A 23,378-nucleotide genomic window follows, 5' to 3' on the forward strand; every position below is an offset into this window, starting at 1 on the left:
GCTCTCACCGGGCCCAGGCCCCCGCCGACAGCGCGCCCACCCAGCCACCAGTAGGCGGCCGGGACGGTCCCGACCGAGGCGTACCTCCCGCGACCACAGCGGTCGCGGGAGGTACGCCTACACCGGCTTCCAGACCGGAGAGTGCACACCCACCCGGAAATCAGGCAACACAACCCATCCCCGGTACGGCCGGACAGCGCCGCACCGATCCCGCCATCCTGATTGCCGACGCGGTTCGACCGGCCTTGCTCCAGGCTTGTGGAGGCGTTGTTCGCGGACGTGAGCGCCTGAGATCGACCTCGTCGAGGTTTGCCGATCACAAGGTTGCCTAGTTCATGGGTGGGTGACTGCGCGTCGGCTGGTCCCGCCGTAGAGATGCACGCGCTGGTCGGCATCGTGGTCCGGCTGGCCGCGCACGAAGCGGTCAGGGGTCACTCGGCCGTAGCTGACATGGACCAGCCAGTCCTCGTAGTACCAGCTCGGGCTGCACGCGCAGCCGGTGAACCGGAAGTTGGCCCGGTAGCGGCCAACCTGCCCTCGGGTCAGCGTGAACAGGCGAGCTGGCGCGTACGGGCGCGGATAGGCCGCCGAACCGGACAGCCGGTCGACGGTGACCGCCGCTTCGTCACGGCCCAGCCGGAGGCCGATGTCGATGGCCTGCCTGACGCCTCCGGCGAGCACCTTGCCCTGGGGTTGGTAGTTGACCGCCTCGTCGGCAAGGACCTCATGGACCACCACGTCGGTATCCGGCAGTGATTGAGGCAGGACCACCGCCTGGTCGAGGCCGCGACGGGCGTTCGCGGCCGGCGCACCCCGTGCCGCAGCCGTCCACCGCACACGAACCCGCTGGATGACGATCACACCTCAGCTTCACCCGCGCGAGTCCCATGCGCCAGCCGGTATCCGCACCCACTGCAGTCCGCTCGTGGCCGTGGCCGGCAACGCCAGGGTTGCGAGTGCCGGTCGCCGGCGTCATGCGTCGCCGTCGCCAGTGGGATGCCGTCGACGGTACGGCGGACCGGGACCTGGTGCGCGACACTGGGCTAGTGGATCACGCGTTGCAGGTGCTCTGGTCGCGGCTCCTGCACCTGCGCTCGAACGAGTCGACGTTAGCGGGTTCGCCCGGTGCCCTTGTCGTGGCGGAGCGGCACTCCCGTCTGGTCCGACTGGACCCCGAGACCGGAGCTTCCTTGTGGGACCAGGCCGTTGAGGACTGCTGGGGCACCACCGCCGTCGCGGGGGAATGCTGTCTCTATCTGAGTCAGGCCGGTGTCCTGCATTGCTTCGACATGCACACCGGGCAGCGGAGGTGGTCGACGCCGGACCTGAGCTTGCGCCACCACGTCAGCGTTGCCGGATCTGTCGTTCTCCTGGGCGGGTGGCGCGGTTACCGCGGGCTGACGCGGCTCGACCTGACGAACGGCCAGCCTCTGCCGGGCCGGATTCCGGGGCTCACGCCAGGCAGCAGCCTGGCATGGCCGTTGCCCGTCCGCTGGGACCTGCCGAGCGGCTCCACGGCCGATACGTTCCTCGTCGCGGCTGCTGACCAGGCGGCCCTGCTGCTGGTGGACGCTCAGACCGGCGTCACCACAGGAACTGCCCAGGTCGGAGAACCGTGAATTCTTCATCGTCCACGAGTTAGACGACGCAGGGGGGAGCGCGAGGTTCACGGACCCGCGGTAGTCGAACATGGCGGCGGGGAACGGGCGATGTCACCGCGTCGGACATCCGGCCTGCGGTCGACGGCCGGAGCCGCCGGACCCACCGCCGGTTGCCCTGCCCCAGAACCGATGACTGTCGCGTTGAACCGTCGTGACCCCGGCTCGTATTACAGGACCGGAACGGCAGGATGTGGATGGACCGAGGGTACGGAGGCGATGGTGCTGATACGGCGAGCCGTGGCGGCGGCACTGGTGCTGGTCGGGCTCGTCGTGGGTGCCCCAGCGGGGCAGGCGCGTGCGGCCCCGGCTGAGACCGGCCGGTACTACGTGGTGGGGCCGGCGGTCGACGGCCAGAAGGAGTATCTGTACGCGATTGCCCTGCGCACCCTCGGTAATGGCAACCGGTACCGGGAGATCGTCGAACTCAACGTGGGGCGGAAGCAGCCTGACGGTGCGACGTTCACCGACGGCCTGGTGCTCGAACCAGGCTGGATGCTGGTGCTGCCCGCAGACGCTAAGGGCCAAGGGGTACGCATCGGCCGGATGCCGACGATCGCCGCTCGATCGCCGCGACCGTCGCCGAGCATACTGACGCCGAGCGCCGTTCCGTCCAGGCCGGCTCCCCGGTCGGCCGCGCCCTCCACACCGGCCCCCTCGACGGCTGCCCCGTCCACGGCTGCCCCGCCGCCACCCTCGGCCCCTGCCGTGGCGGCCACGGATACCGAAACGATTGCCAGGCCGCGGGACGAGCGGGACGTCACCACTGATCCCGTCAACCCGCTGCTGGTACGGGGTGGTGCGGGCGTACTGGCGGTGATCTTCGCAGTGGTGGCGCTGATGCTGCTGCGCCGTGCGGGATCACGCCGGGGTGCGCTCGCCCTCACCGACGACGGGCCATGGCCGCCGCAGCGGCACCACACCCCGACCCCCGCCGAACTCGCCACCGACTCGGGCAACGGTCACGCCCGGCCGCCCGTCGCTCCGCCCTCGGTGTCTACCGCCCCGCCGTCCACGGAACAGGGGCGTTCTGAACCCACGGTGCCCGTCATCCCGCCGACGCCGACACCATCTCCGACGCCGACGCCGACGCCCGCGCCAACACCGCCGCCGACGCCGTCCCAGATCCAGGGCGGCACGCGGCCAGGCGAAGCTTCCGTGTCACCGACCACTCCGGAGCCGGCGACGAATGCCGAGCACCAGGTGCCGGGCCCCGTGGCGGCGGGGCCATCGAGTGAGCAGGAGCCAACGCAGGCACTGATGCCGGAGGTGCCACGACCGACGGTGCCGGGCGGCGACGACGTTCCCTACCTGAGCGCCGATCTGGACAGCGAGGCCGGTCCGATGCGGGTCCGGTTGGCAGGGGTGGCGACGGGGCGTGGTGCCGCGCCCGCGTACGCCTGGCTCGGTGAGCGGGAACCCGCCCCACCGGCCATCCTCCCGCTGGTGTTGGGCCACAGGGGTCCGTGGCGGCTGCACGTCGACCTCGGTCGGGCTCCGGACGTACTCACTCTCGTGGGGCCCGTCGGTGCCTGCCGGCGTGCGGCGGTGCTCCTCGCCCGGCGGCTGCATGCCGCCGGGATCGGTGTGGCGGTGGTCGGCGCGGCGCTCGGCACGCAGGCCCCCGGCGGCAGCCGGGTCCTGGACGCCCTGCCGCAGCCGCCCACGCCGGAAGAGGAGTTGCCGAAGCCGTACGTCGTGTTCACCGCCGGGTTGGCCGCCGGTGACGCGGCCGGCGCGCGGAGCCTCGCCGCCACGACGGGCGGACGGTGCGTCCCCGTGGTGATCGGCCCGGTCCCCGGCGGCCGGTGGTCGATTCAGGTCGGGCCGGATGCGGGGGTGGTGGCGCCGGACTGAAGCCGGCGCAGCGTGGCTGGCAGCGGCCCGGAGGCTGCACCCGGGCTGCGCTGCCAGGCGCCGTCGCGGGCGTGGTGGACGCGCCGTACCTGGATCCGGTCGTAGGAGCGGCTGCCCAGGATCAGCTCCACCCCGGCCCGGTGCAGCGCGTCCGCCCGGGTCCGCACCGAGGTGAGCGGGGCGAGCATCGCGGCGGTGGCGCCGACATCGACGGTACGGCTCCGGGGCACCCGCACGTCGACAAGCAGTCGGCCCTGTCGCGCCGGTGGCGGCTGCCGGTACAACCGCAGCCAGCCCTTGGGGAGACCGCGTGACCGCGCCGGTAGGAGGGCGTATGCCCTCCTGGTGCCGAACTCGGGCCAGCGGCGTACGTCGTTGGGCAGGCCGGCGGTCGAGAGGGCGGTGGGCGCGGACCGGATGCGCACCGTCGCGTCGTATGCGTCGCCGACCGGCAGGAGCCATCCGATGCCCTCGGTGCGGAACCCACTGACCGCGCGTACCCGATCCAGTCGGGCCGCCGGCAGCAGGTAGGTGTCCGAGGTGCCGAGGAGGTACTGCAACCGGGCCGGCACGTGTGATCGCAGCGTGGCGACCGCGATCGCCCCGCCCGGCTCGATCCGTACCCGCAGCAGGTTGCAGCCCTCGGGCGCGGACCGGGGGTCGAGGAAGGCGATCAGGAACAGCTCGGCGCTGGGCATGCCATCGGCGACCACCTCGGCGGGGTCGCCCGGTGTCTGGACGAACGCCTCGAACGTCTCCGCGTTGACCTGCTGGCCACGGCGCAGCCAGGGCGGACCGTAGTCGGACGCGCGCCGTCGCTCGGTGACGAGCGCGGGGCGGGACAGCGGCGGGGTCAGCACCGCAGTGGGTGCGACGGCGGGCGGATCGGGCGCGGTCGGTTCCTTCGACGTGCCGACTGTCGTCGTTTTCGTCGGTGCGGCGTCCGTCACGCGGCCGTTCGCCGGAGTTCCGTCCGCAGCCTCCCGGCCCGCCTCCGACGAGCCGTCGACGCCCGCCGGCGACCCGGCGGGGTCCTGCGCCGACCCGCCGGGGCCCTCCGCCGACCCGTCGACGTCTGCCGGCGACCCGCCGACGCCCGGCGCCGAGCCGACCACGCCGGACGCCGGGTCGTTCGGCGCGGTGACGGCCAAACCAGCGGCGACACCATTCGCGAGGGTCAGCGTGACCCGCTCTCTGGTGAGCCGGGACACCAGCAGCCCGTCGGGGGTGGCGTCGAGGGTCGCCGGACCGTCGGCGTACCTCGGCCGGTACGCCCGCCACGGCGCGACGGCGCCCGCCGCGTCGAGCGCCCGCAGGTCCCGGTGGTCGTCGACCAGTTCCGCGCGCCCTCCCGGCGGCGGGGTCCAGACCGTGGCGCCGGTCGTCTCGGCCAGCTCGATGGTCTGCTCGGCGAGCCGGGCCTGTTCGCCGGCATCGGAGGGCCAGGTCAGCCAGAGCCGCAGGTCGGCGCCGTAGAGGGGAAGGTCACCCACGAGGGCGGCGAGCTGACGGCCGCTGTGCACGCCCTGGGTGCCGCTGTAGTTGCCCACCAGGAAGCCGTCGGCGCGGGCCGTGACGGCGATGGTGACGATGCCCTCGGAGACCAGGCCGAGCCGGTGCGCGGTGGCCCGGCGGGCCACGAAGTCGGCTCGCGTCGCCAGTGCGAGCCCGTCGGCGAGCGGCAGGCGTACGACGCCGGTGCGGGGGCGGACCAGGCCCTCGTCGAGGGCGAACCAGCCGGGCAGGTGGGTGGCGAGGTCGGGTGGCTGAAGCACGAGCCAGTCCATCGGCTGCCGGGTTACCCGGTGCAGCGGCACCGCGTGCAGGGGACCGGCGCTGCCCGCGCTCGCGCCGTCGGCGCCGTTGACCCGGTGGGCGGTGTGCCGGATGTCGGTGCCCTCCGGGCTGACCAGCACGTCGTGACCGAGCAGCCCGGCAACCTCGGTGAAGAGGTCGGCGTGCCGGGCGCCGTCGTCGGTGAGGATCCGGACGTCGTCGGCGGCGTCCCCAGCGCGCCGTACGAGGTCGGCGATGGACCGGGCGTCGAGCAACCGGTTGGGGTCGGTGGGCACCATGAGACGGCCCTTCGGGCCCGGGGCGAGCCACAGGTCGAAGAGCCCGGCGACCCGCCGGTGCCGGCGCGGGTCGAAGCGCCGGGTCACCGGGACCCGGTCGATATCCCTGCTCGCCACCGCCCTGGCGGTCCGTCCGAGTGCTGTCACCGCCGCCCTGCCTTCGTCCCCACTGGACCATCGTCGTGATTTGACCACTGTGCACGGTCGGCGAAACGTGCCGTATACGCGAGTCCTGAAAAGATCGTCTCTCAGCCCTCGCCGGTACGCTCGGCCGACCTCATGACGAGGTTCGTCGGGGCCCGGTTCAAATTGATTTGAACTAACGCGGCGCGAATCCGCAATAGACGGTGGAACGCGGCGACGTTCATGGCCGTGGTGACTGAAGGAGGACACCCAGTGCTGGCGAAGCACCCCATCCTTGCCCGCCTGCTCGTGGTGGTGATGACCGGTTGCGTGCTGTTGGCCGTACCCCGGCTGTCGGCGGCGAACCCCACACCTGACAACCGGCCGTACGTGAAGTACTACGTGGTCGCGGCCCAGTTTCAGGGCCAGCCGGAGAACCTGACCGACATCGCGTGGCGGCTGCTCGGCAGCGGCGAGCGATCCGATGAGATTTATCACCTCAACACCGGACGGGTGCAGCCGGACGGGCTCCGGCTGACCGACCCGGGAGTCCTGACCGCCGGCTGGTATCTGGTGCTGCCCTGGGACGCCGCCGGTGAGGGGGTCAAGTACGGCCAGCTTCCTGCGCCACCGGCGCAGACACCGTCGGCCCGTCCCGGTGGCACCGCGAAGCCCGGTGGCACCCCGAAGCCCAGCGGCAGCCCGTCGCCCACGGCGAGCCCGACCAGGGCCAGCCCCGGACCCGGCGCCACCGGCGGCACCCAGAAGTGCACCGCCGCCGCCGGGTCCAGCAGCCGCTCGGACTGGGCGCAGCTGCGGATGGCCGCCGACAGCGCATGGACCCTGACCCGGGGCAACGGGGTGAAGATCGCGGTGGTCGACACCGGCGTCGACGCGAGCCTCCAGCAGCTGAGCGGCCGGGTGGCCGTCGGGGCGGACGTGACCGTCGGCAACGGTCGCGGCGACACCGACTGCGTCGGTTCCGGCACCGCGATGGCGGGCATCATCGCCGCTGACAGCAGCGTCGACGGCAGCCCGGTCGGGATCGCCCCGGATGCCACGATTCTGCCGGTCCGGATGGTGGGCTCCGGCGCTGCCCGGGCGGCCGACGCGGCGACCGCCATCGAGGTGGCGGTCAGCGCGGGCGCGTCAGTCGTCGCGCTCGGCTCCCACGTGGACCTGGCCGCTCCCGCGGTGGCGGCCTCGCTGACCACCGCCCTCAACCACGACGTGCTGGTGGTGGCGGGCGCACCGACCAAACCGGCACCGCTGCCGTCCCCGGGCAATGGTGCCGCAGGCGGCGCGCTGCTGCTCACCGGCGGGGTGGGCCCGGCCGACCAGTTCGCTGACGAATATCTGGAAGGGACCGTCGAGGTCGTCGCACCTGGTGTCGACGTGGCGAGCCTCGGCACCGGCGGCAGGGTGACCGGCCGGACTGGTACCGGACTCGCTGTCGCCTTCGTGGCGGGGCAGGCGGCACTCATCCGGGCGGCCGAGCCCGACCTCACGGCAGCCCAGGTCAAGGAGCGGATTCTCGGCACCGCAGATCCGCTCGGTGGACAGGACCAGCACCGGGCGTTCGGCGCCGGAATGATCAACCTGGCCACGTCGGTGGCGGGCGCTCTGGACAACAAGGGTCCGGTGTCCGCCGGGCAGGACAGGCGAGGCTCGGGCGCGGCGATCATCGTCCTGCTGGGCCTGGCGTTGGTGTGCGGAGTTGGTGTGGTCTTCGGCCTTCGGATGCGTCGACGCCGCTTCGCCGGCTGATCGTCTCACCACAGACGCCGGTGCCCGGCGGCCGCCCTTTCGGGATGGGCCGCCGGGCACCGGCTGTTACGAACATTCCCTGCGAGGCGGGGCTACCTCTGGCTGAACGTCTGCTTCGGGTTGAACACGCAGATCCAGATCACCATGGGTGCGCCCGGCGCGTGGCCGTCGACGTCCAGGCACTTGTCGGTCGCCCGGTTGAAGAGTGAGCGGCGTCCATTGCTTTCGATCCACTCCCACTTCTGGGCGGGCACGGCGGTGCAGTGGGCCGACTGCACGGGAGCGCCGTCGCGCTTCTCGCCCCAGGCGACGTCCAGGCAGAGGCCGTTCGCCCGGATGGTGCCGTCGGACGAGAAGGACCACCACTGGTTCCGTACCTCCTGGCACTTGCGCACAGTGGCCCGAACGCCGTCGCCTTCGCCGCCGCTGAGGCAGAGTCCGGTCTCCTTGCCGACGATCTGCTTGGCGCCGGCGGGTCGGACCGGCGGTGCCGGTGCCTTAGTGGGCTCGTCGGGCCGCTCCGGCTGCGCGGGCGGCACCGGAGGCCGGGGGTTGGCAGCGGTGGCGGTGGGGGAGGGCGACAGGGACGGTGAAGCGCCGGGCTTCGGCGGCACGACCGGCTTGGTGGGTGCCGTCGGCTTCAGTCGGGAGTCGAGGGCGTAGAACTCGGTGTTCTCCCGGACGGTGCGCAGGAACACCTGGGTCGGGCCGTCGAACTCCCCGCCGGTCTGCCGGACGGCCGTGGGCCCGTTGCGGAACGCGGCAAGCGCCAGCAGGTAGGGGTCACCCTCGATACCGCTCAGCTCGTTGCGCAGCGCGCACATCACGGTGCCGACCGCGGGTACGGCCACCTGTGGGTCCCAGACCGAACCCCGTGCCGGGCCGTGCTCCTGCCACACCTCGGGCAGGAACTGCCCGATCCCGCGCTGCCCCTCGTCACCGAGCATGTTGGGGTCGAAGCCGGACAGCGCCATCACCTGGCCGGCGACCGCCGCGGGCGGTACCTCGGGACAGGCCGCCCCGGCGCGCACGACGAGCGGGAGGTACCCCTCGGGGACCGCCCTCGGCTGCTGCGGCTTGTTGTTCGGTCGGGGCTCACCGGCCCCACCGAAGGGCACCAGTTCGGCGTAGAAGGCGGCGTACCCGCTGGCGTGGTCGACATAGTCGACGGCGCTGGACGGGACCCCCTTGGCCTTACGTACCTCGTCGATGCCGGCGTTGAACGCGGCAAGCGAGAGCCGCCACGGGTCGCCTTCGATCTTGGTCACCCGGACCTGGCCGCTCAGATCGCACATCTTGTGGGCCAGGGCGAGGATGTTCGCCGCGCTGTCCGAGCGTCGCGCGCCTGGCCACGGCACCCAGGCCTCCCATGCGGCGTCGTCCAGGCCGGCGATGCCCCGGCCGCCGGAGGCGGTCTTCCTGGCCCGACCGTCGAGCCCCGACTCGGCCATGAGTTGGCCGGCGAGCCGGGCCGGTGTCAGGGCCGGGCAGGACCGGGCGGCGGCCCGGATCGTGGTCAGCTGCTCGTCGGTCACGGCACGGCCGACGAAGTCATCGTCCTGAGCCGAGGCGACTCCCCAGCTGACGGTGGCGACGACCGCGGACAGCACCGCCAGGCCGGCGACCACACCGGCGGCCGCGCGTCGTGAGATCGGGCCCAGTCGGCGCAGGGGGGAGGGCTGATCGGATTCCACGGGGTATCCCTTCCGGTGTTGGCATCGCTGTCTCGACGGGCGGGCGATGCCCTCGGTTCACCGGCTCGTGTGCGGATCTGACGAAAATCTTTTTTCTGCCGGGGTATTGAACCGAGGGGCATGCCGAGCCGTCAACGCAGCAACCGCCGGCCCGCGTTGTGTGTCACACCGCAACGACGCCGACGGCTGACCGTCAGACCTTTGATCGGAGTTGATGAATGCTGACTCGGCGCAGGATGCTCCGGATCGGACTTGCCGGGGCTGCCGTGGTCGGGGCACCCCTGGTGGCCGCACCGCTGATCTCCCGGGCACACGCCGCGGACGGGCTGCCGTTGACAATCGTGAACAGCACCGGCCGTTTCGACAGCGCCGCGATCACCATGTACGTCGTCGGCACCGACCTGGCGACCGGCCGGATGGGGTACGTCCGCGAGAGCGGCCGGTTCACCCCCGCCAACCCGGCACACAACGGCCCGGACGGCTTCGCCGACATCGGGGTACGGCTTGACGCCTCCGGCACGACCCGGTTCGTGCTGCCGAGGATGTCCGGGCGGATCTACTTCGCGATCAACGGACGGCTGCGGTTCACAGTGGTCAGCGGCGGTGACGGCCAGCCGGCGTTGCAGTACCCGGTGGGCTGGGCGGAGGGCGACCCGGCGTTCCAGGTGCTGCACGACTGCTGCGAGTTCACCTACAACGCCTCCGTGCTGGCCTGCAACACCACGACTGTCGACATGTTCAGCATCCCGATGGCGATCCGGCTGCGCGGCAACGACGAGCAGGTCACCGGCAAACTCGTTGACGGTGGACGCGAGGCGATCTTCGCGGAGTTGTCCCGCCAGCCCGGCTACGAGCGCCTCGTCATCGGCGACGGGCTGCGGGTGATAGCACCGGGCAAGGGCATCGAGACCGGCCGGTTCGACCCGCACTACTACGACGGCTACGTCAACGAGGTGTGGGACCGCTACAGCCGCACCGAGCTGCGGGTGCACACCCCGTCCGGCACGCGCCGGGGCCGCGTGGTCGACGGGCGACTGGCCTTCGACGGCGGCGTGCGAGCCTTCGACAGGCCCTCGTCGCTTGATGTCTTCTACTGTGCCGGCGCGCTCGGCATGACCGGTGACGAGGCCGCCAACCAGGTGGCACGGGTCCTCGGCGCCGGGTTCAACCGATCGACCCTGGGCCAGAACGACCATCCCACCACCAACCGCAGCGCCTTCTACCAGCATCCGATCACCAACCACTACTCGCGGATTCTGCACCGGAACGCCGCAGACGGTAAGGCGTACGGGTTTCCGTTCGATGACGTGATCGATGACGCTTCGTACATCCAGGACACCGCGCCCCAGGAAATGACCATCACGCTCACCCCGTTCGGCGGGGGACGGGTGAACGTGCCGCAGCCGCAGGCCAACGAGACGGTCGTCGTGCCGCCGCCGGTGGTGGCCGCGGCCGCCGCACCGGGCGCCCGGGAGGTGGGCAAGGAGATCGCCGCCGCGAGCTTCGACCGCCAGCACGGGGTCCAGACCGAGGCATCCAACGAGGGTGGCGAGCACATCGGCTTCCTCGCCAACGGTGACTGGGCCGGCTACCGGGGGGTCGAGTTCGGCGGTAAGCCTGTCACGCAGTTCCAGGTGCGGGTCGCCTCCGGGGCGCCGCACGGCGTCTCCGGCCTGATCGAGGTACGCCTCGACGCCCCGGACGGTCCGCCGGTGGGCTCGATCGCGGTGGCGAACACCGGTGGCTGGCAGAGCTGGGCGACGGTGCCCGGCACCCTCGACCCGGTCACCGGCACGCACGACGTCTATCTGACGTTCTCCAGCGGACAGCCCGAGGAGTACGCGAACGTCCGCTGGCTGCGGTTCAGCACGTGAGCGCCGCCGTCCTCATCGGTGCCGACCGGACAGACGAGCGCACCGGCGGCGGGCGACGGCCCGCAAGCGGCAGTGCCGACGCGCGACCACGGGAGCCCATCGGGCGGCGTCCACAGTGGCTGTCGACCGGATCCGGCTATCCTTCCCCTCAGGCTGTGATCGACGTTGACACGTCGACGCGACCGTACGGGCACACCCCGTACGCGAGGGGGAGGCGTTCTGTGTCGGCGGTGCCCAACGAAGCGCTGGGATCTGAGGTCGTCAGCGACACCGTGAGCGGGCAGACCTCTCCGGATGCCCTGATGCGGTGGATCCACGAGCAGTACCGGGCGCCCTTGCTGCGGTTTCTCACCCGGCTCGTCCTCGGCCAGCACGAGCTGGCCGAGGATCTGGTGCAGGAGACGTTTCTGCGCACCTGGCGCAATCTGGAGACGCTGGCCGCCGATCCGCGGCGGATCGCCCCGTGGCTCTACACCGTCGCCCGGCACGTGGCGATCGACGCGATGCGCGCCCGGCAGGCACGTCCACCCGAGGTCGCCATCCCCGACCTGAACCGGCTCTCCGTCGCGACTGACGACATGGACCGGGTGGCGTCCGCGCACACCGTCCGGCTGGCGCTACAGCGAATCTCCGCAGAGCATCGCGCGGTGCTGATCGAGATGTACTACAAGGGCTCGTCGGTCGCCGAGGCCGCGGAGAGACTAGGAATTCCGGAGGGTACGGTAAAGTCCAGGACGTACTATGCGGTGCGCGCGCTGCACGCGGCAATTGGTCCGATCGAGTCGTCCTGATGTCATCTCTCCTGATGTCTCGTCGCCCCGTTTCCTCGCCAGATCTCCGGCACGGAGGTCGTCGCGTGTGGCGTTCCGCCGTTCGCGGTGCTCTGGGTCCGAGATGGGGGGCGTGATGCGAACCGGCGAGGAGAACTCGACCGCCGAGCACGCCACGCTTGCCCGCTATCTGCTCGGTGCCTTGGACGAGCCCGAGCGCGTCGCGTTCGAGGCGCACCTCGCGGGCTGCTGGGAGTGTCTGTCCGCGGCGGGGGAGATGGGGAGCGTGACCAGCGCCCTCCCCGAGCTGGACGCCGCCGATTGGGAGGCGTTCGCGGCCCTGCCGCCGGGCACCGTGCTCCCGACCGGGCCCGACACGTCGACGGTCGTACCGCTGGCGAGCGGTCCGGCTCTCCCGGCGGATGATCTCGCGATCAGCGCCGCAGCTGAGCCGGTCGAGGCCGCAGCCGACCCGACCAGGGTCGTCGTCGACCCGGTCGAGGCCGCAGCCGACCCGGCTGAGCCCTCGGTCGGCACTCCGGCAGGGGTGACAGCTCCGACGCCGGCCAGCGGCGGGGCTGACGTGGCCCGCCGCAGAGGTAACCGTGGCGGCGCCGGTCCACGTACCGTCGGGTCGGACCGGCCTGCCGGAAACCGACCGGGGTCGCCAACGGGGTCCGACAGCCGCCCGGGGCGGCCGGGCGACCCTCGGCGTCGCCGGCGCAAGCTCTGGGCCGGCGTGGCCGCCGCGGTGCTGGCCGTCGTCGTTGCCGGCGGTGGTGTCGTAGCCGGCCTGGGCCTCACGAACAGCGACGTGGTGCTCACCGCGAACGGGGAGGCGCCCGCCCAGGGCGTGAGTCTCGCCGTCACGATCACCACCGACGAGGACAGATCCAGCATCAAGGTCACCGCCATCGGTCTGCGTCAGGGCCTGCGGTACCGCCTCTTCGGCGTGACCCGGGACGGCGCCACCCACGTGATACGCGACTGGACGGCGTCGTCCGGCCCGCAGGAGGTGACTGCCGAGCTGTCGCTGCCCGTGAACGACCTCGCGTTCGTCACGGTGGGGCTTGTCGACGGCACGGCGATCGTCACCGCTCCGATCTCCCGCTGACCGGCGTTCGGACGGCTCCTGCGGATCGGGCTGAACCGAACGCCGATGGCAGCCGTAGGGCCTCCGACGGCGATGACCGAGGCCCACCGGAGGTGTCCGTGCCCGAGCAGAAGCGAGCGACCAACCCACACGTCGAGCGGCTGGCGCTGAAGATCGTCGAGGACGACCTGCGCCTGATCGGGGGCATTGCAAGCACCCGCTCGCCCGAACTGGCGAACAAATGGAGCGACGCGAGCACGTTCGTCGACCGCAAACAGCGCGAACTCGACCGCGGAGGGCCGCCCCCGCCCGGTGGGATGAGGCGGCGCGACCGGGATCCGGATCAGGATCTGGACCCAACGGAAGTGCAGTGGCAGCCCGAACCCGTTGTCCGCCAGGACTGGGACGCCATCATCGGGCGCCTCATACAGGAGCTGCGGCACATGTTGGACGGGACGTCGGATGCGACAGCGGCGTATCCAACCTCGCAGGGGCCACCGCACGCGACGCGGGGCCCGTGGCCGACGGGGTCGGGGCCGTGGCCGGCGGGGTCGGAGCCGTGGCCGGCGGGGCAGCCTCCGGTCCCGTCCGGCACGCCGTTCGGGCTGCCTCTCCACGACTTACCGCTCGGCAGCCGGCCAACGTCCGAATTCGACGAAGCGGTGCTGCGCAGCCAACTCACCGATGCGGTGGAATCGATGCTGAAGGAAAACCACGCGCTGAGCGAGCTGTACAAACAGGTCGACCTGCCCACGGTGTCCCACTTCCTCAAGGGCCGCGGGGTCGAACCGGAGGGGGTCGAGGCGCGGCTCGACCGGGCACCGGCCGAGCCGACCATCGCCAACATGGCCGCGCTCGTCAGCCCGGACGGCGGCCGCACCCTGTCCTCCCAGCGCGAGCCGGAGACGCCGATGGCGAGAGCGGCTGCCGTCCGGTCGTCGCCCGAGCTGACGCCGAGCACCCGGCCGGTTTCGCCGGTCAGCCGGCGGCGGAGCAGCTCCGTGGCGAGTCGGGGGCCAACGCGGGGGTAGCCTCGCTGGCCCGCGGCCTCCCGTCTCCCTCGGCCGGGTGGCCGCGGTCGCCGCCGCGCACGCCCGCGCCGGGTGCACGTGGCCACCACCGGCAAGTACACGCTGATCTGGGTGCATCCCAAGCGTGGCCGGGTCAGTGACCCCTCGCATAAGCCCTGATCAGTTACCCATCCGGTACGCCGACGGCCGAATACCGGTCTCTCGCAGGAAGGCCGCCGAAAACTGCGCGGTGCCGCCGAACCCGCAGCGGATCGCAGTCTGTCCTACCCCCATCCCACGTTCCAGGTAGCGGCGGGCCTGATCGATGCGCAAACGGGTCAGGTACCGGGCCGGGGTCAGCCCGGTGGTCTGCCTGAACACCCGCAGGAAGTGAAAGGTGCTGAGGTGCACCTCCCGTGCCAGATCGGCCAGTCTCAGTGGTTCAGCCATACGCTCGTTCATGAGCTCGATAGCGGCGTGGACCCGCTTGTCCTCACGACCCACCCGTTCGGCCTCTCCGGGCCGGCCCAGCAGGTGAACCGCGAGGAACTCAGCAGCCGTTTGAGCATGAAGGTCGCCGGCGCCCCGGCGTGCCGCGCTCGCGAGTGATGGCAGTAGCGACGGGAGTAGTTCGTCATCGCTGGGGATGTGTGTTGCAGTCGGGAGATTCATCTCGGCTGCCACCCTGCGTACCGTGTGGCCGGGCAGATGTAGGTGGACAGTGGACATCGGTTCCGAGAGCTCGAACCGCAGGCGGCTCTGATCGCCGCCCACGGACCCGCCGATCAACCCCGGGGCGACCGGAACGGTCTTGCGTTCGTTGCCCTGCTCGATCCGCATCGTGCCCTGCCCGGCCACGACCAGCCACACGTGGTAGCTGGATGTGGCGGGCAGGTCGATTTCGGCGGCCTTGTCCAGATGATCGAAGCTCTGGACAAGCAGAGCCCGCCAGCCTGCGGCGTCCCAGCTGTACAGATTCGTGTGGAGTCGTGACGTGTCGTATCCCGCGTAGGCGGCGAAGTCGAAATGGGCCTCGCGATTCACAGATCGACGCTAACACCGCAAGTCGACGCTAACACCGCAAGATTGCTACGGCTGTCCGCAATCTCACGTAACAAACGATCACGCCCACGCTTCTACCGTCGGGGAATGCCTCACCGCTACTCCATCAACGCGCGCTCGGACGCCGCTCCCACGGCTGTCTATGATGCGCTGCTGCGTGCCGGCTCCTGGCCACTGTGGTCACCTATCGACTCGGTGACCCTGGCAGACGGTCGCGACCCGTGGGATCGCGGCCGTGTAGGCGACGTCCGGCTATTCCGCACAGGACGGGCTCTGAGCCGCGAATCAATCGAAGATCTTGAGCCCGATCGCCGCTTCGTCTACATCAATCCCTCCGGACCGTTTCGCAGCTACCGCGGCCAGATAGAACTGATACCTGACGGCTCCGGAACCCGGATCAGCTGGCAGGCCGAGTTCGAGACGAACATCCGTTTGTTGGGTCCGTTCATGCGCCTCTACCTGCTCCGCTTCATGCGCCGGATGGCGTGGGGACTCGCCACCTACGCGGAACGGCCGACGATGACGAGCAAGTAGTTGTGAGCCGGGCAGCAGCCGGCGACAGGTCATCAGGTCCGGCAACCAGCGACGGCAGCGTTCGCATTACCCCGCGGCGGATGGTCGCCACGGTGGACGTGACCCGGCGGGTGCCGAACGCGGTGTCGCCCAGGGCAATCCATCACCGAGGCAGTGCCAGTCACCGACGGTGAGCACGGCGGGCTGCTGCCCGACCTCGCAATAGCCCTGACCCCCGCGCCGAGCCGGAGCCCAATGCGGCGGTCGTCTCACTGACCCGCGGCCTCCCGTCCGGCCCCCGGCCGGGAGGCCGCCCGCGGAGGCGGGCGCCTCTCTTGACCGCCGATTTACTGCTTTACTATGGTCCTAGTAAAGCAGTAAGGGGCTACCGTGTTCGTCTTCCGGCTCGACACCCACTCCGGCGTGCCGCCGTACCTGCAACTCGTCCAGCAGGTACGCCAGGCGGTGCTGCTGGGCTTCCTTCAACCCGGTGACCGCCTACCGCTCATCCGCGAGGTGGTCGAGGACCTGGCGATCAATCCGAACACCGTCGCCAAGGCGTACCGGCAGATGGAGCAGGAGAACCTGGTCACGGGCCGGCCGGGCCAGGGCACGTTCGTCAACGAGCAGCAGTCGGCCGTGATGTCGGCATCGACGTACACGTCGCTGCGCCGTGGCCTGGCGACCTGGCTGCGCCGCGCCTACGCGGCCGGCCTCGACGAGCAGGCGGTCGACGCGCTCTTTACGTCCGTCCACCAGCAAACGAGGAATGAGGACGCGGCGTGACAGAGACCCAGTTCGCGCTGCGCACCGACGGTGTGGGCAAGCGGTACCGGAAGGGCTGGGCGCTGCGCGACTGCACCCTGGCCCTGCCGGCGGGCGGCGTGATCGCCCTGGTCGGGCCGAACGGCGCGGGCAAGACCACGCTGCTACGCCTGGTCGTCGGGTTGCTGGCACCGAGCACCGGCACTGTGGAGGTCCTCGGCCACGACGTCACCGCCAGCACCCCGCAAACCCTGTCCCGGGTCGGGTTCCTGGCCCAGGACCATCCGCTGTACAAGCGCTTCACAGTCGCCGAGATGCTCCGCTTCGGCCAGGCCTGCAACCTGCGGTTCGACAAGGGGTTGGCCGAGCGCCGGCTGGCGAAGCTGGGCATCCCGCTCGACCGCAGGGCCGGTACGCTCTCCGGTGGGCAGCAGGCCCAGGTCGCGTTGGCTCTGGCACTGGCGAAGCGGCCGGATCTGCTCGTCCTCGACGAGCCGGTGGCCAGCCTCGACCCGCTGGCCCGCCACGAGTTCCTACAGGTCCTCATGGGCGCGGTGGCTGAAGGCGGCGTGACCGTCCTGTTCTCCTCCCACGTCGTGCACGAGTTGGAGCGCGTCTGCGACCACCTGGTCGTGCTCAACAACGGCCGGGTCACGCTCACCGGTGACATCGACACCCTCCTCGCCGAGCACCGGCTGCTCGTCGGCCCGCGCACCGCCACCGACCTTGACCGGGCCGGCACCGTCGTTCAGTCCGTCCACAGCGACCGGCACACGACACTGCTGGTACGCGACGGCGGTATCCCGGCCGCGCCCGGGTGGCAGGCCCAACCGGTCGCGCTGGAGGACCTGGTGCTGGCGTACCTGCGCCGGCCGTCCGAGCCGAACACCGCTGTCACCTCGGAGGTGGCGGTATGACGTGGTTGATCTGGCGTCAGCACCGGACCGAGGTCTGTGTCCTGGGTCTGCTTGTCGGCATGTTCGGCATCGCCCTGCTCGTGCTCGGGACGCAGGCCCACGACCTGTTCCCCGGCGGTCCGGCCCGGTGTGCGGGAGACGCCGGTGTCAACGAGGCCTGCGCGGCCTCCTTCCGCCGGCTCGACGAGGAGTACGGGTACGTCGAGAACCTCCTGGCGGCCTTCTACCTGGTCCCCGTCGTCATCGGTGCGTTCCTCGGTGCGCCGCTGCTCGCACGCGAACTGGAGGACGGCACCTGGCAGCTCGCCTGGACGCAGGCCGTGCCGCGGATGCGCTGGCTGGCGGCCAAGCTCGCGGCACTGGCCGGCGTCACCGTCGCGCTCACCGGGATGTTCACCGCTGTGCTCACCTGGTTCCGTCAGCCATTCGACGCGTGGGAAGGGCGGTTCCAGTACGACGCCTTCGACCTGGAGGGACTTGTCCCGGTGGCGTACGCGCTGTTCGCGTTCGGCGTCGCCACCGCTGCCGGGGCGATCCTGCGGCGCAGCCTGCCCGCCTTCGGCGTCGCGTTCGGGGCGTTCCTCGCCGCCCGGATGTCGGTGGCGCTGTTGGCCCGTCCCGCGTACGCCACTCCGCTCACCACAACGGAGCCCGTCGGTGTGGGCACGGACCAGGCGGGGCTCCGGCCCGTGCCCAGCGTCGCCGACTGGGTGATCGAACGCGGCTTCGCGGACGCCGCCGGGCGCAGGCTGAGCTCGACCGAGTACTACGAGCTGGAGGACGCCGCCAACCGGGCCGGCACCAACGTCAACCAGTTCCTGCACGAGCGGGGCATCCAGGAGTTCGGGGTCTACCACCCGGCCGACCGGTTCTGGGCGTTCCAGCTCATCGAGGCGGCCCTGTTCGTCGCCGTCGCGGCGGTCCTGATCGGTGTGGTGGTGTGGCGGGTACGGCGCCGTGTGATCTAGCGCCCTGACCCCGACCGGGCACGCTCCGGTCAAACAGCCGCCGCGGCCTCCCGTCCCCCTCGGCCGGGAGGCCGCCGGCGGGATTCAGTACGGCTCGACGTGCGGGATCTCCTTGGCCCGGTGGGCGCCCGGCTTGCACCCTGCGAACGGACCGGACGGGTCGCGCAGCGTGCTCATCACCGGGCCGAGGTAGTCCCGGTGCCAGTTCGCCGGCCCGCTCAGCCCGGCGTTCGGGCCGGTGAGTTCCTGCCACGCCAACCACAACCCGTACAGCTGGGCGATCGCCTCGGGGTGCAGCCACCACCGGGAACACCAGGGCGCTGTGGAGGCGACCTCCCGGGCGTAGACCGGCACGAGCAGGTGCCGTACCCACATCGTCAGCATGCGCAGCGCCTCGGCGTACTCGTCACCCTCCAGGTAGAGGATGAACGGCGGCTTCCTCGGCGCGGGTGGGTCTGACGCGCCCGTGTCCGGCGGAGCCGGTGCCCCGGTCGGCGGCGTGGGCTCGGCGGCCCGCTGCTGCTCCTGTTGTGACAGCATGTCCTCTCCTTCTCGGTTGGTCGGTGCGCTGACTGTCAGCTCGGCGCGGCGAAGTTCTGCGTCCAGTACGGGCCGTCCCCGGTGTCGGCCCGACCGATCCCGACCTCGGTGAACGCGCAGTTGAGGATGTTCGCCCGGTGACCGGGGCTGTCCATCCAGGCGGTCATCACCGCCTCCGGCGTCGACTGGTTGTACGCGACGTTCTCCCCGTAGGTGCGCCACGCGTAGCCGGCCCGGTCCAGCCGCTGGCCCACGTCGCTGCCGTCGCTGCCGGTGTGCGACATGCTCCGGTGCTCGGCCTGGTCCTGACTGTGCCGCTGCGCCGCAGTGGTCAGCTCCGGATTGCTCTGGACCGGCGCGCAGCCGGCCTCGCTCCGCCGGGCGTTGACGAGTTCGAGGACCCGGCCCGCGGCGGCGGCGCTGTCGCCACCGCCCGCACCGCCGGAGTCGTCGTCGGCGTCGTCCGAACCGGGGCCGGTGGTCTTCGGCGTCTCGTACGGCTCGCCGAGGATCCCCATGTACTGGCCGAAGTACGCGCGTACCTTCGCGATGTAGGCCCGGGTGTTCGTGCTCGGGCTGACTCCGCCGGCCTCGCGTACCGCGTCGATCCCCTCCTGGTACGCCGACAGGATCAGGTCGAGGGCGTTGCCGATCACCTGCCCCTCGTCCAGCAGGGTCTGGACCTCCTTGGCGAGCGCGCACATGTACTTCGCCTGCGCCATGATCGAGTCTTCCGGGTCCTCCGGGCGGGTCTTGTCGTTGTCGTCGGTGTCCTCGCCGTACTTCTCGAAGATCTCGGGATCGAGCTGGGAAATGCCCACCTTCCCGTCCTCGCCGACCTTCGCGGTGTACCACCCGGAGCCCACCTGAATCTGGGCGGCGATCACCACAGGGCCGACCTGGGTGCACTCCTCGCCGGCGTCCTCGATGGTCTCCAGCAGGGAGGCCGGCACCTGCTCGGTGTCCAGTTCGCCCTTGCCGTCGCCCCGGCCCGCCTCGATGGACTGCCGGGCGGCGTCCTGGACGTCGATGTCCGGGCCGCCGCCTCCACCGAATCCGCCGAAGAGCCAGATGAGCAGGATCAACGGGAGCAGCAGGATGTAGAGCGCGCCCACCACGATGATCAGGGCGCCGCCGATGACCAGGGCGATCGGGCTGCTCATCAATGCCATGCCCGCGCCGACCGCCGCGCCGATCACGGCGATCCGGGTGCCGCTGCCCTCCCCACCCGCACTGGAACCACTCACGTCGCCTCCCGTCCTCGGGTCGCTTGAAAAATCTGGAACTCGTCTTGAACCGGGGCGTCGGGCGCCCCGTAGAGGCGTCCGTCAACGAGCCGGACGGCCGCACAACGGGGCCGAGGGCCGGTCGGTTCAACCCCGGTCGGGACAGATCAGATCGGGACTCACGAGGAGGAGGTGGATGGCATGATGCCCGCGACCATGGCCGGGCCGGCATCGCGTGTGCCACCGGGATCGGTGTCCGCGCGTCCACCCGGTCACAGCCCCGAGCCGCAGCCCCGCCGCTACCTGTCCGACGAGGGGATCGGCTGGATCGCGGCGCACGGGGGCGCCGGCACGACAACACTGGCCCGACTCCTCGGCGGTACCGACCTCGGCTGCCGATGGCCGGACGCCGCGTTGGCCGAACCCGCAACTGTCATGCTCGTCGGCAGGACCAACGCGGAGGGGATCCGGGCACTGTCGCGGGCCCTCAACGCGTTGCGCGAGGGTCGGCACCCACCGGGCATGCGGTTGACCGGCCTGGTGCTGCTCGCCGACGCACCTGGCCGGCTGCCGATGGCGCTGTCCCGGCGGATCCGGGTGCTGCGCTCGGTCGCCCCTGTGCACCGGGTGCCGTGGGTGCCGGAATGGCGTCTGGGCCGGCAGGCACGCACGCTGCCCAAGGCGGTGCTACGGCTCGCCGCGGCGGCAGGTCTGGGCCCGGCGACACGGGGGAGGACCTCGTGAACCCCGGGTTCACCCGCGCGGCAGATCCGAGCCCGTTCGTGCCGCCGCCGGGCTACACACCGGTCTCCGCGGCCAACGACCTGCTCGGCCTGCTCGCCTGGTGCGTGTCGGCCGCCGCCGTGGCCGGCCTCATCATCGTCGGCATCCAGATGGCCCTGCAGCTCAACCGGGGTACGCCCGGCGAGGGAGCCGAACACTTCCGTGGCCTGGTTGTCGTCGCGCTCGCCTGCGTCCTCGGCGCCTCGGCCGGCCCGCTCGTCTCGTTCTTCGGCGACCTCGGTCTCTGACCAGTTCGCCGCCGGTCGACCGGGCGTTCCCGGATCGCCGATCGTCCTGATCCGCTAGTTCTCCACAAGGAGTTTTCCGATGTCGATCACCAGCCTCGCCCAGTCCGTCGCCGTCCACGTGCTCACCCGGCTGCCGATGGAGCCGGCGCCCGGAGGCGGTGGCGTGGTCAACCCGACGCCTGCCGCCCCGACCGCACTCTCCAACCTGGTCAACAAGCTGCTCGGGTTGATCGCCTGGGGCGGTACCGCCGCCGGGGTGGCCGGCGTGCTGATCACCGGCACGATGATGGCGATCTCGGTGAAGCGCGGCGAGAGTTCCGAGCACATGTCCCGGCTCGGCCTCGTCCTCGGCGGCTGCATCCTCATCGCCGTCGCCGGGCCGGTGGCGAACTACTTCCTCGGCAGCGGCGGCGGTGGGGGCACCACCCAGGGCGGAGCCCAGTGACCGGCGCCGACCGAGGGTGGTCCGACGGCGAAAAACCGCCCTTCTGGACGGAACGGGGGTGGATCGTCTCGGCGGTCTTCCTCGCCGGAGCGGTACTGCTCTCCGGGATGGTCTGGATCGCCGGGCTGGGCGGGAACGACAGGTCCAGCCAGGGCGATCGGCCGGCAGCGGAGTCCGCGAAGCGGCCGGTCACGCCCTGCCCGGAGACCTCCACAGTGGCGTCGGCCCCGACGAAGCCACCTGCGGACGTGTCCTGGCGGGCCGTCGACCTCGGCTACCAGGTGCCGGTCTCGGCCAGTCAGGGGCCGTTGCGCATCGAGGGCGGGGTGCTGCGCTGCTTCGCCCACACTCCGATCGGTGCGGTGCTGGCCGCGCACATCATCCCTGTGAAGTTGGACGGCCCCGACTGGCGGACCGTGGCCGACCTCCAGGTTCTGCCAGGCCAGGGCCGGGAGGTGCTGACTGCCCGGCTCGACCGGGCGGTCAACAACAACCGCCGGGGTGGCGGCAACTACGCCGGTTACGCGGTCGACGCGTACACGCCGGAGGCGGCCACCGTGCAGCTACTCGTCCAGGGCGCGGGGTCGTACATGGCGAGCCGGATCGAGGTGCGCTGGGACGGCGGGGACTGGAAGCTCGCGCCGTCGCGGGTGGGCGTGGTGTTCGAGCCGATCGGCACGATCGCCAGCAGCCGTGGCTTCAGCGTGTGGAGGCAGTGACAGGTGTGTGACACGAACCCGCTGAACGGCTTGAGGGACATCTTCGAGCTCATCACCAACCCGGTCGGGATGTTCGTCCGGATCATCGCCAACCTGATCCTCGCCGGGGCGATCGCGATCTTCGGTGAGCTGACCGACCAGGTGCCCACCCTCTCGGCGGAAGCCGACGGCGAACCCTCAATGGCCGTCCCCGCAATGATCAGCGACCAGGTCGAATGGCTCATCGTCTACCTGGCGATCGGTTCGATCCTCTTCGCCGCCGCGAAGATGGCGATGGAACGGCGCGGCGAGGCCGGCAAGGTGGCGCTGCGCGGCTTCCTCCGGGTGATCCTGGTGGCCGGCGCGGGCTCGTGGATCGCGATCAAGGCCGCCGCCGTCTCCGACGACTACACCAGGCACCTCTTCTCCACCTCCGCCCTGAACATCATCAAGAGCGTGCCGTGCATCGACGACGGCTCCGGGATGGAGGCGTTCCTCCTCCTGGTCCTGGCCTTCCTGCTGCTGATCTCGGCGATCGTGCACGTCCTGCTGCTCTACGTCCGGCTCGGTGTGATGATCCTCCTGCTCGGCACGCTGCCGCTGGCAGCCGCCGCCTCCATGACCAACTGGGGTGCGGGCTGGTGGCGTAAGCACATCGGCTGGACGGTCGCCTGGCTGCTCTACAAACCGGCGGTCGGCCTGATCATGTATGCCGGCTCGCAGATGATCGCGCAGGGAAACAACTTCGAGAACGGCATCCACAGTCGAATAGCCGGGGTCGGCGTGCTGCTGCTGTCGGCCATCGCACTTCCCGCCCTGCTCAAGCTGGTGGTCCCGGCCACGGCGGCGCTGGGCACCGGCGACCCGGCCGGCACCGCCATCTCCGCGGCCGGCGGAGCGATCGCCTCCGGTGCGAAGAAGGTCGCCAGCTCCGCGTCGTCGCCCTCCGGAGCCAGCGTCGCCCCGTCCGGGGCACGGGCACCCAGCGGCGCCTCGGGCCCTTCCGGCCGCGACGGCAGGGGTGGCGGCTCCGGGAGTGGCGGCCGCGACGGCGCGTCCGGCCGCGACGGCGTCGGCGTACGGCCCGCCCCGAGCCAGGCCGGTGCCGCGTCGAGCGCCACCGGCGCAGCGGCGGCAGCCGCCGGGCCGGTGGCCGCCGTGATCGGAGCGTCGTACCAGGCGGCCCGGGTCGGCAGCCGCATGGTGACAGGCGCTGTGGAACGCGCCGACGGCGACGCGGGCCACAACTGACTGCGGGTCGGCGGCCGACCGCCGACCAGAAGAGACGAGGG

22 protein-coding genes are annotated in these 23,378 nt (G+C 71.2%); 16 read left to right on the top strand and 6 right to left on the bottom strand.

Annotated features, from left to right (window positions below):
* Window positions 1-333: 333 nt before the first annotated feature.
* A complete protein-coding gene (locus ACPXB1_RS12905; RefSeq protein WP_355592024.1) occupies window positions 334-861 on the bottom strand; it encodes a hypothetical protein in 528 nt (175 codons plus the stop codon).
* A 203-nt stretch (window positions 862-1,064) separates the two neighbouring features.
* Here ACPXB1_RS12905 and ACPXB1_RS12910 point away from each other — a divergent pair, with 203 nt between their 5' ends.
* Together ACPXB1_RS12910 and ACPXB1_RS12915 are read left to right on the top strand one after the other, a co-directional pair.
* Window positions 1,065-1,619, top strand: a complete 555-nt coding sequence (locus ACPXB1_RS12910) for a PQQ-binding-like beta-propeller repeat protein (RefSeq protein WP_355592107.1) — start codon at window positions 1,065-1,067, stop codon at window positions 1,617-1,619.
* Between the two features lie 261 nt (window positions 1,620-1,880).
* Window positions 1,881-3,515 carry a hypothetical protein gene (locus tag ACPXB1_RS12915; protein ID WP_425735308.1) on the top strand — a complete coding sequence of 545 codons (1,635 nt, stop codon included), beginning with the start codon at window positions 1,881-1,883 and terminating at the stop codon, window positions 3,513-3,515.
* Here ACPXB1_RS12915 and ACPXB1_RS12920 read toward each other — a convergent pair.
* Window positions 3,476-5,737, bottom strand: a complete 2,262-nt coding sequence (locus tag ACPXB1_RS12920) for a hypothetical protein (protein WP_425735309.1) — start codon at window positions 5,735-5,737, stop codon at window positions 3,476-3,478. The genes ACPXB1_RS12915 and ACPXB1_RS12920 overlap by 40 nt on opposite strands.
* A 249-nt stretch (window positions 5,738-5,986) precedes the next feature.
* Here ACPXB1_RS12920 and ACPXB1_RS12925 point away from each other — a divergent pair, with 249 nt between their 5' ends.
* Complete coding sequence (locus ACPXB1_RS12925; protein WP_355592019.1) at window positions 5,987-7,480, top strand: S8 family serine peptidase; 1,494 nt, start codon at window positions 5,987-5,989, stop codon at window positions 7,478-7,480.
* 92 nt (window positions 7,481-7,572) lie between these two features.
* On the opposite strand, the gene ACPXB1_RS12930 is transcribed toward ACPXB1_RS12925, so the two are convergent.
* The gene (locus ACPXB1_RS12930; RefSeq protein ID WP_355592017.1) at window positions 7,573-9,174 is read right to left on the bottom strand and encodes a ricin-type beta-trefoil lectin domain protein; all 1,602 of its coding nucleotides are present in this window, start codon (window positions 9,172-9,174) and stop codon (window positions 7,573-7,575) included.
* 236 nt (window positions 9,175-9,410) lie between these two features.
* Between ACPXB1_RS12930 and ACPXB1_RS12935 the strand changes: the two genes are divergently transcribed.
* From ACPXB1_RS12935 to ACPXB1_RS12950, 4 genes are all read left to right on the top strand, one after another.
* Window positions 9,411-11,048 carry a beta-1,3-glucanase family protein gene (locus tag ACPXB1_RS12935; protein ID WP_425735310.1) on the top strand — a complete coding sequence of 546 codons (1,638 nt, stop codon included), beginning with the start codon at window positions 9,411-9,413 and terminating at the stop codon, window positions 11,046-11,048.
* 221 nt (window positions 11,049-11,269) lie between these two features.
* Complete coding sequence (locus tag ACPXB1_RS12940; protein WP_355592013.1) at window positions 11,270-11,839, top strand: sigma-70 family RNA polymerase sigma factor; 570 nt, start codon at window positions 11,270-11,272, stop codon at window positions 11,837-11,839.
* Window positions 11,840-11,954: 115 nt separating this feature from the next.
* The gene (locus ACPXB1_RS12945; protein WP_425735311.1) at window positions 11,955-12,932 is read left to right on the top strand and encodes a zf-HC2 domain-containing protein; all 978 of its coding nucleotides are present in this window, start codon (window positions 11,955-11,957) and stop codon (window positions 12,930-12,932) included.
* A gap of 98 nt (window positions 12,933-13,030) precedes the next feature.
* Entirely contained in the window at window positions 13,031-13,942 is a 912-nt protein-coding gene (locus ACPXB1_RS12950) for a hypothetical protein (RefSeq protein WP_425735312.1), read from the top strand.
* 159 nt (window positions 13,943-14,101) lie between these two features.
* Here the strand turns inward: ACPXB1_RS12950 and ACPXB1_RS12955 are convergent, their stop codons facing one another.
* Window positions 14,102-14,965: a helix-turn-helix domain-containing protein gene (locus ACPXB1_RS12955; protein ID WP_355592007.1), complete on the bottom strand. Its 864-nt coding sequence runs from the start codon at window positions 14,963-14,965 to the stop codon at window positions 14,102-14,104.
* Window positions 14,966-15,070: 105 nt separating this feature from the next.
* Here ACPXB1_RS12955 and ACPXB1_RS12960 point away from each other — a divergent pair, with 105 nt between their 5' ends.
* From ACPXB1_RS12960 to ACPXB1_RS12975, 4 genes are all read left to right on the top strand, one after another.
* Window positions 15,071-15,517, top strand: a complete 447-nt coding sequence (locus ACPXB1_RS12960) for an SRPBCC family protein (protein ID WP_425735313.1) — start codon at window positions 15,071-15,073, stop codon at window positions 15,515-15,517.
* 369 nt (window positions 15,518-15,886) lie between these two features.
* A complete protein-coding gene (locus tag ACPXB1_RS12965; protein WP_355592003.1) occupies window positions 15,887-16,282 on the top strand; it encodes a GntR family transcriptional regulator in 396 nt (131 codons plus the stop codon).
* Window positions 16,279-17,178, top strand: a complete 900-nt coding sequence (locus ACPXB1_RS12970) for an ABC transporter ATP-binding protein (RefSeq protein WP_425735314.1) — start codon at window positions 16,279-16,281, stop codon at window positions 17,176-17,178. The genes ACPXB1_RS12965 and ACPXB1_RS12970 overlap by 4 nt, the downstream gene beginning before the upstream one ends.
* Window positions 17,175-18,146: an ABC transporter permease subunit gene (locus ACPXB1_RS12975; protein WP_355591999.1), complete on the top strand. Its 972-nt coding sequence runs from the start codon at window positions 17,175-17,177 to the stop codon at window positions 18,144-18,146. Before ACPXB1_RS12970 ends, ACPXB1_RS12975 begins: the two co-directional genes overlap by 4 nt.
* 84 nt (window positions 18,147-18,230) lie before the next feature.
* Here the strand turns inward: ACPXB1_RS12975 and ACPXB1_RS12980 are convergent, their stop codons facing one another.
* Together ACPXB1_RS12980 and ACPXB1_RS12985 are read right to left on the bottom strand one after the other, a co-directional pair.
* Window positions 18,231-18,686, bottom strand: a complete 456-nt coding sequence (locus ACPXB1_RS12980; RefSeq protein ID WP_425735315.1) for a DUF4913 domain-containing protein — start codon at window positions 18,684-18,686, stop codon at window positions 18,231-18,233.
* Window positions 18,687-18,721: 35 nt separating this feature from the next.
* Window positions 18,722-19,933 carry a CAP domain-containing protein gene (locus ACPXB1_RS12985; RefSeq protein WP_355591995.1) on the bottom strand — a complete coding sequence of 404 codons (1,212 nt, stop codon included), beginning with the start codon at window positions 19,931-19,933 and terminating at the stop codon, window positions 18,722-18,724.
* A gap of 180 nt (window positions 19,934-20,113) precedes the next feature.
* Between ACPXB1_RS12985 and ACPXB1_RS12990 the strand changes: the two genes are divergently transcribed.
* The 5 genes from ACPXB1_RS12990 (at window position 20,114) to ACPXB1_RS13010 (ending at window position 23,337) form a co-directional block, all read left to right on the top strand.
* The gene (locus tag ACPXB1_RS12990; RefSeq protein ID WP_355591993.1) at window positions 20,114-20,656 is read left to right on the top strand and encodes a hypothetical protein; all 543 of its coding nucleotides are present in this window, start codon (window positions 20,114-20,116) and stop codon (window positions 20,654-20,656) included.
* Window positions 20,653-20,943, top strand: coding sequence for a hypothetical protein (locus tag ACPXB1_RS12995; RefSeq protein ID WP_355591991.1), 291 nt, complete (start codon window positions 20,653-20,655; stop codon window positions 20,941-20,943). Before ACPXB1_RS12990 ends, ACPXB1_RS12995 begins: the two co-directional genes overlap by 4 nt.
* Window positions 20,944-21,022: 79 nt before the next feature.
* The gene (locus tag ACPXB1_RS13000; protein WP_355591990.1) at window positions 21,023-21,388 is read left to right on the top strand and encodes a hypothetical protein; all 366 of its coding nucleotides are present in this window, start codon (window positions 21,023-21,025) and stop codon (window positions 21,386-21,388) included.
* Window positions 21,385-22,107 carry a hypothetical protein gene (locus ACPXB1_RS13005; RefSeq protein WP_355591988.1) on the top strand — a complete coding sequence of 241 codons (723 nt, stop codon included), beginning with the start codon at window positions 21,385-21,387 and terminating at the stop codon, window positions 22,105-22,107. Before ACPXB1_RS13000 ends, ACPXB1_RS13005 begins: the two co-directional genes overlap by 4 nt.
* A gap of 30 nt (window positions 22,108-22,137) precedes the next feature.
* Complete coding sequence (locus ACPXB1_RS13010) at window positions 22,138-23,337, top strand: hypothetical protein (protein ID WP_355591986.1); 1,200 nt, start codon at window positions 22,138-22,140, stop codon at window positions 23,335-23,337.
* The last annotated feature ends 41 nt before the right edge of the window (window positions 23,338-23,378 follow it).

This window comes from Micromonospora sp. DT68 (assembly GCF_049847245.1).
In the GTDB taxonomy this organism is placed as follows: Bacteria; Actinomycetota; Actinomycetes; order Mycobacteriales; family Micromonosporaceae; genus Micromonospora; species Micromonospora profundi.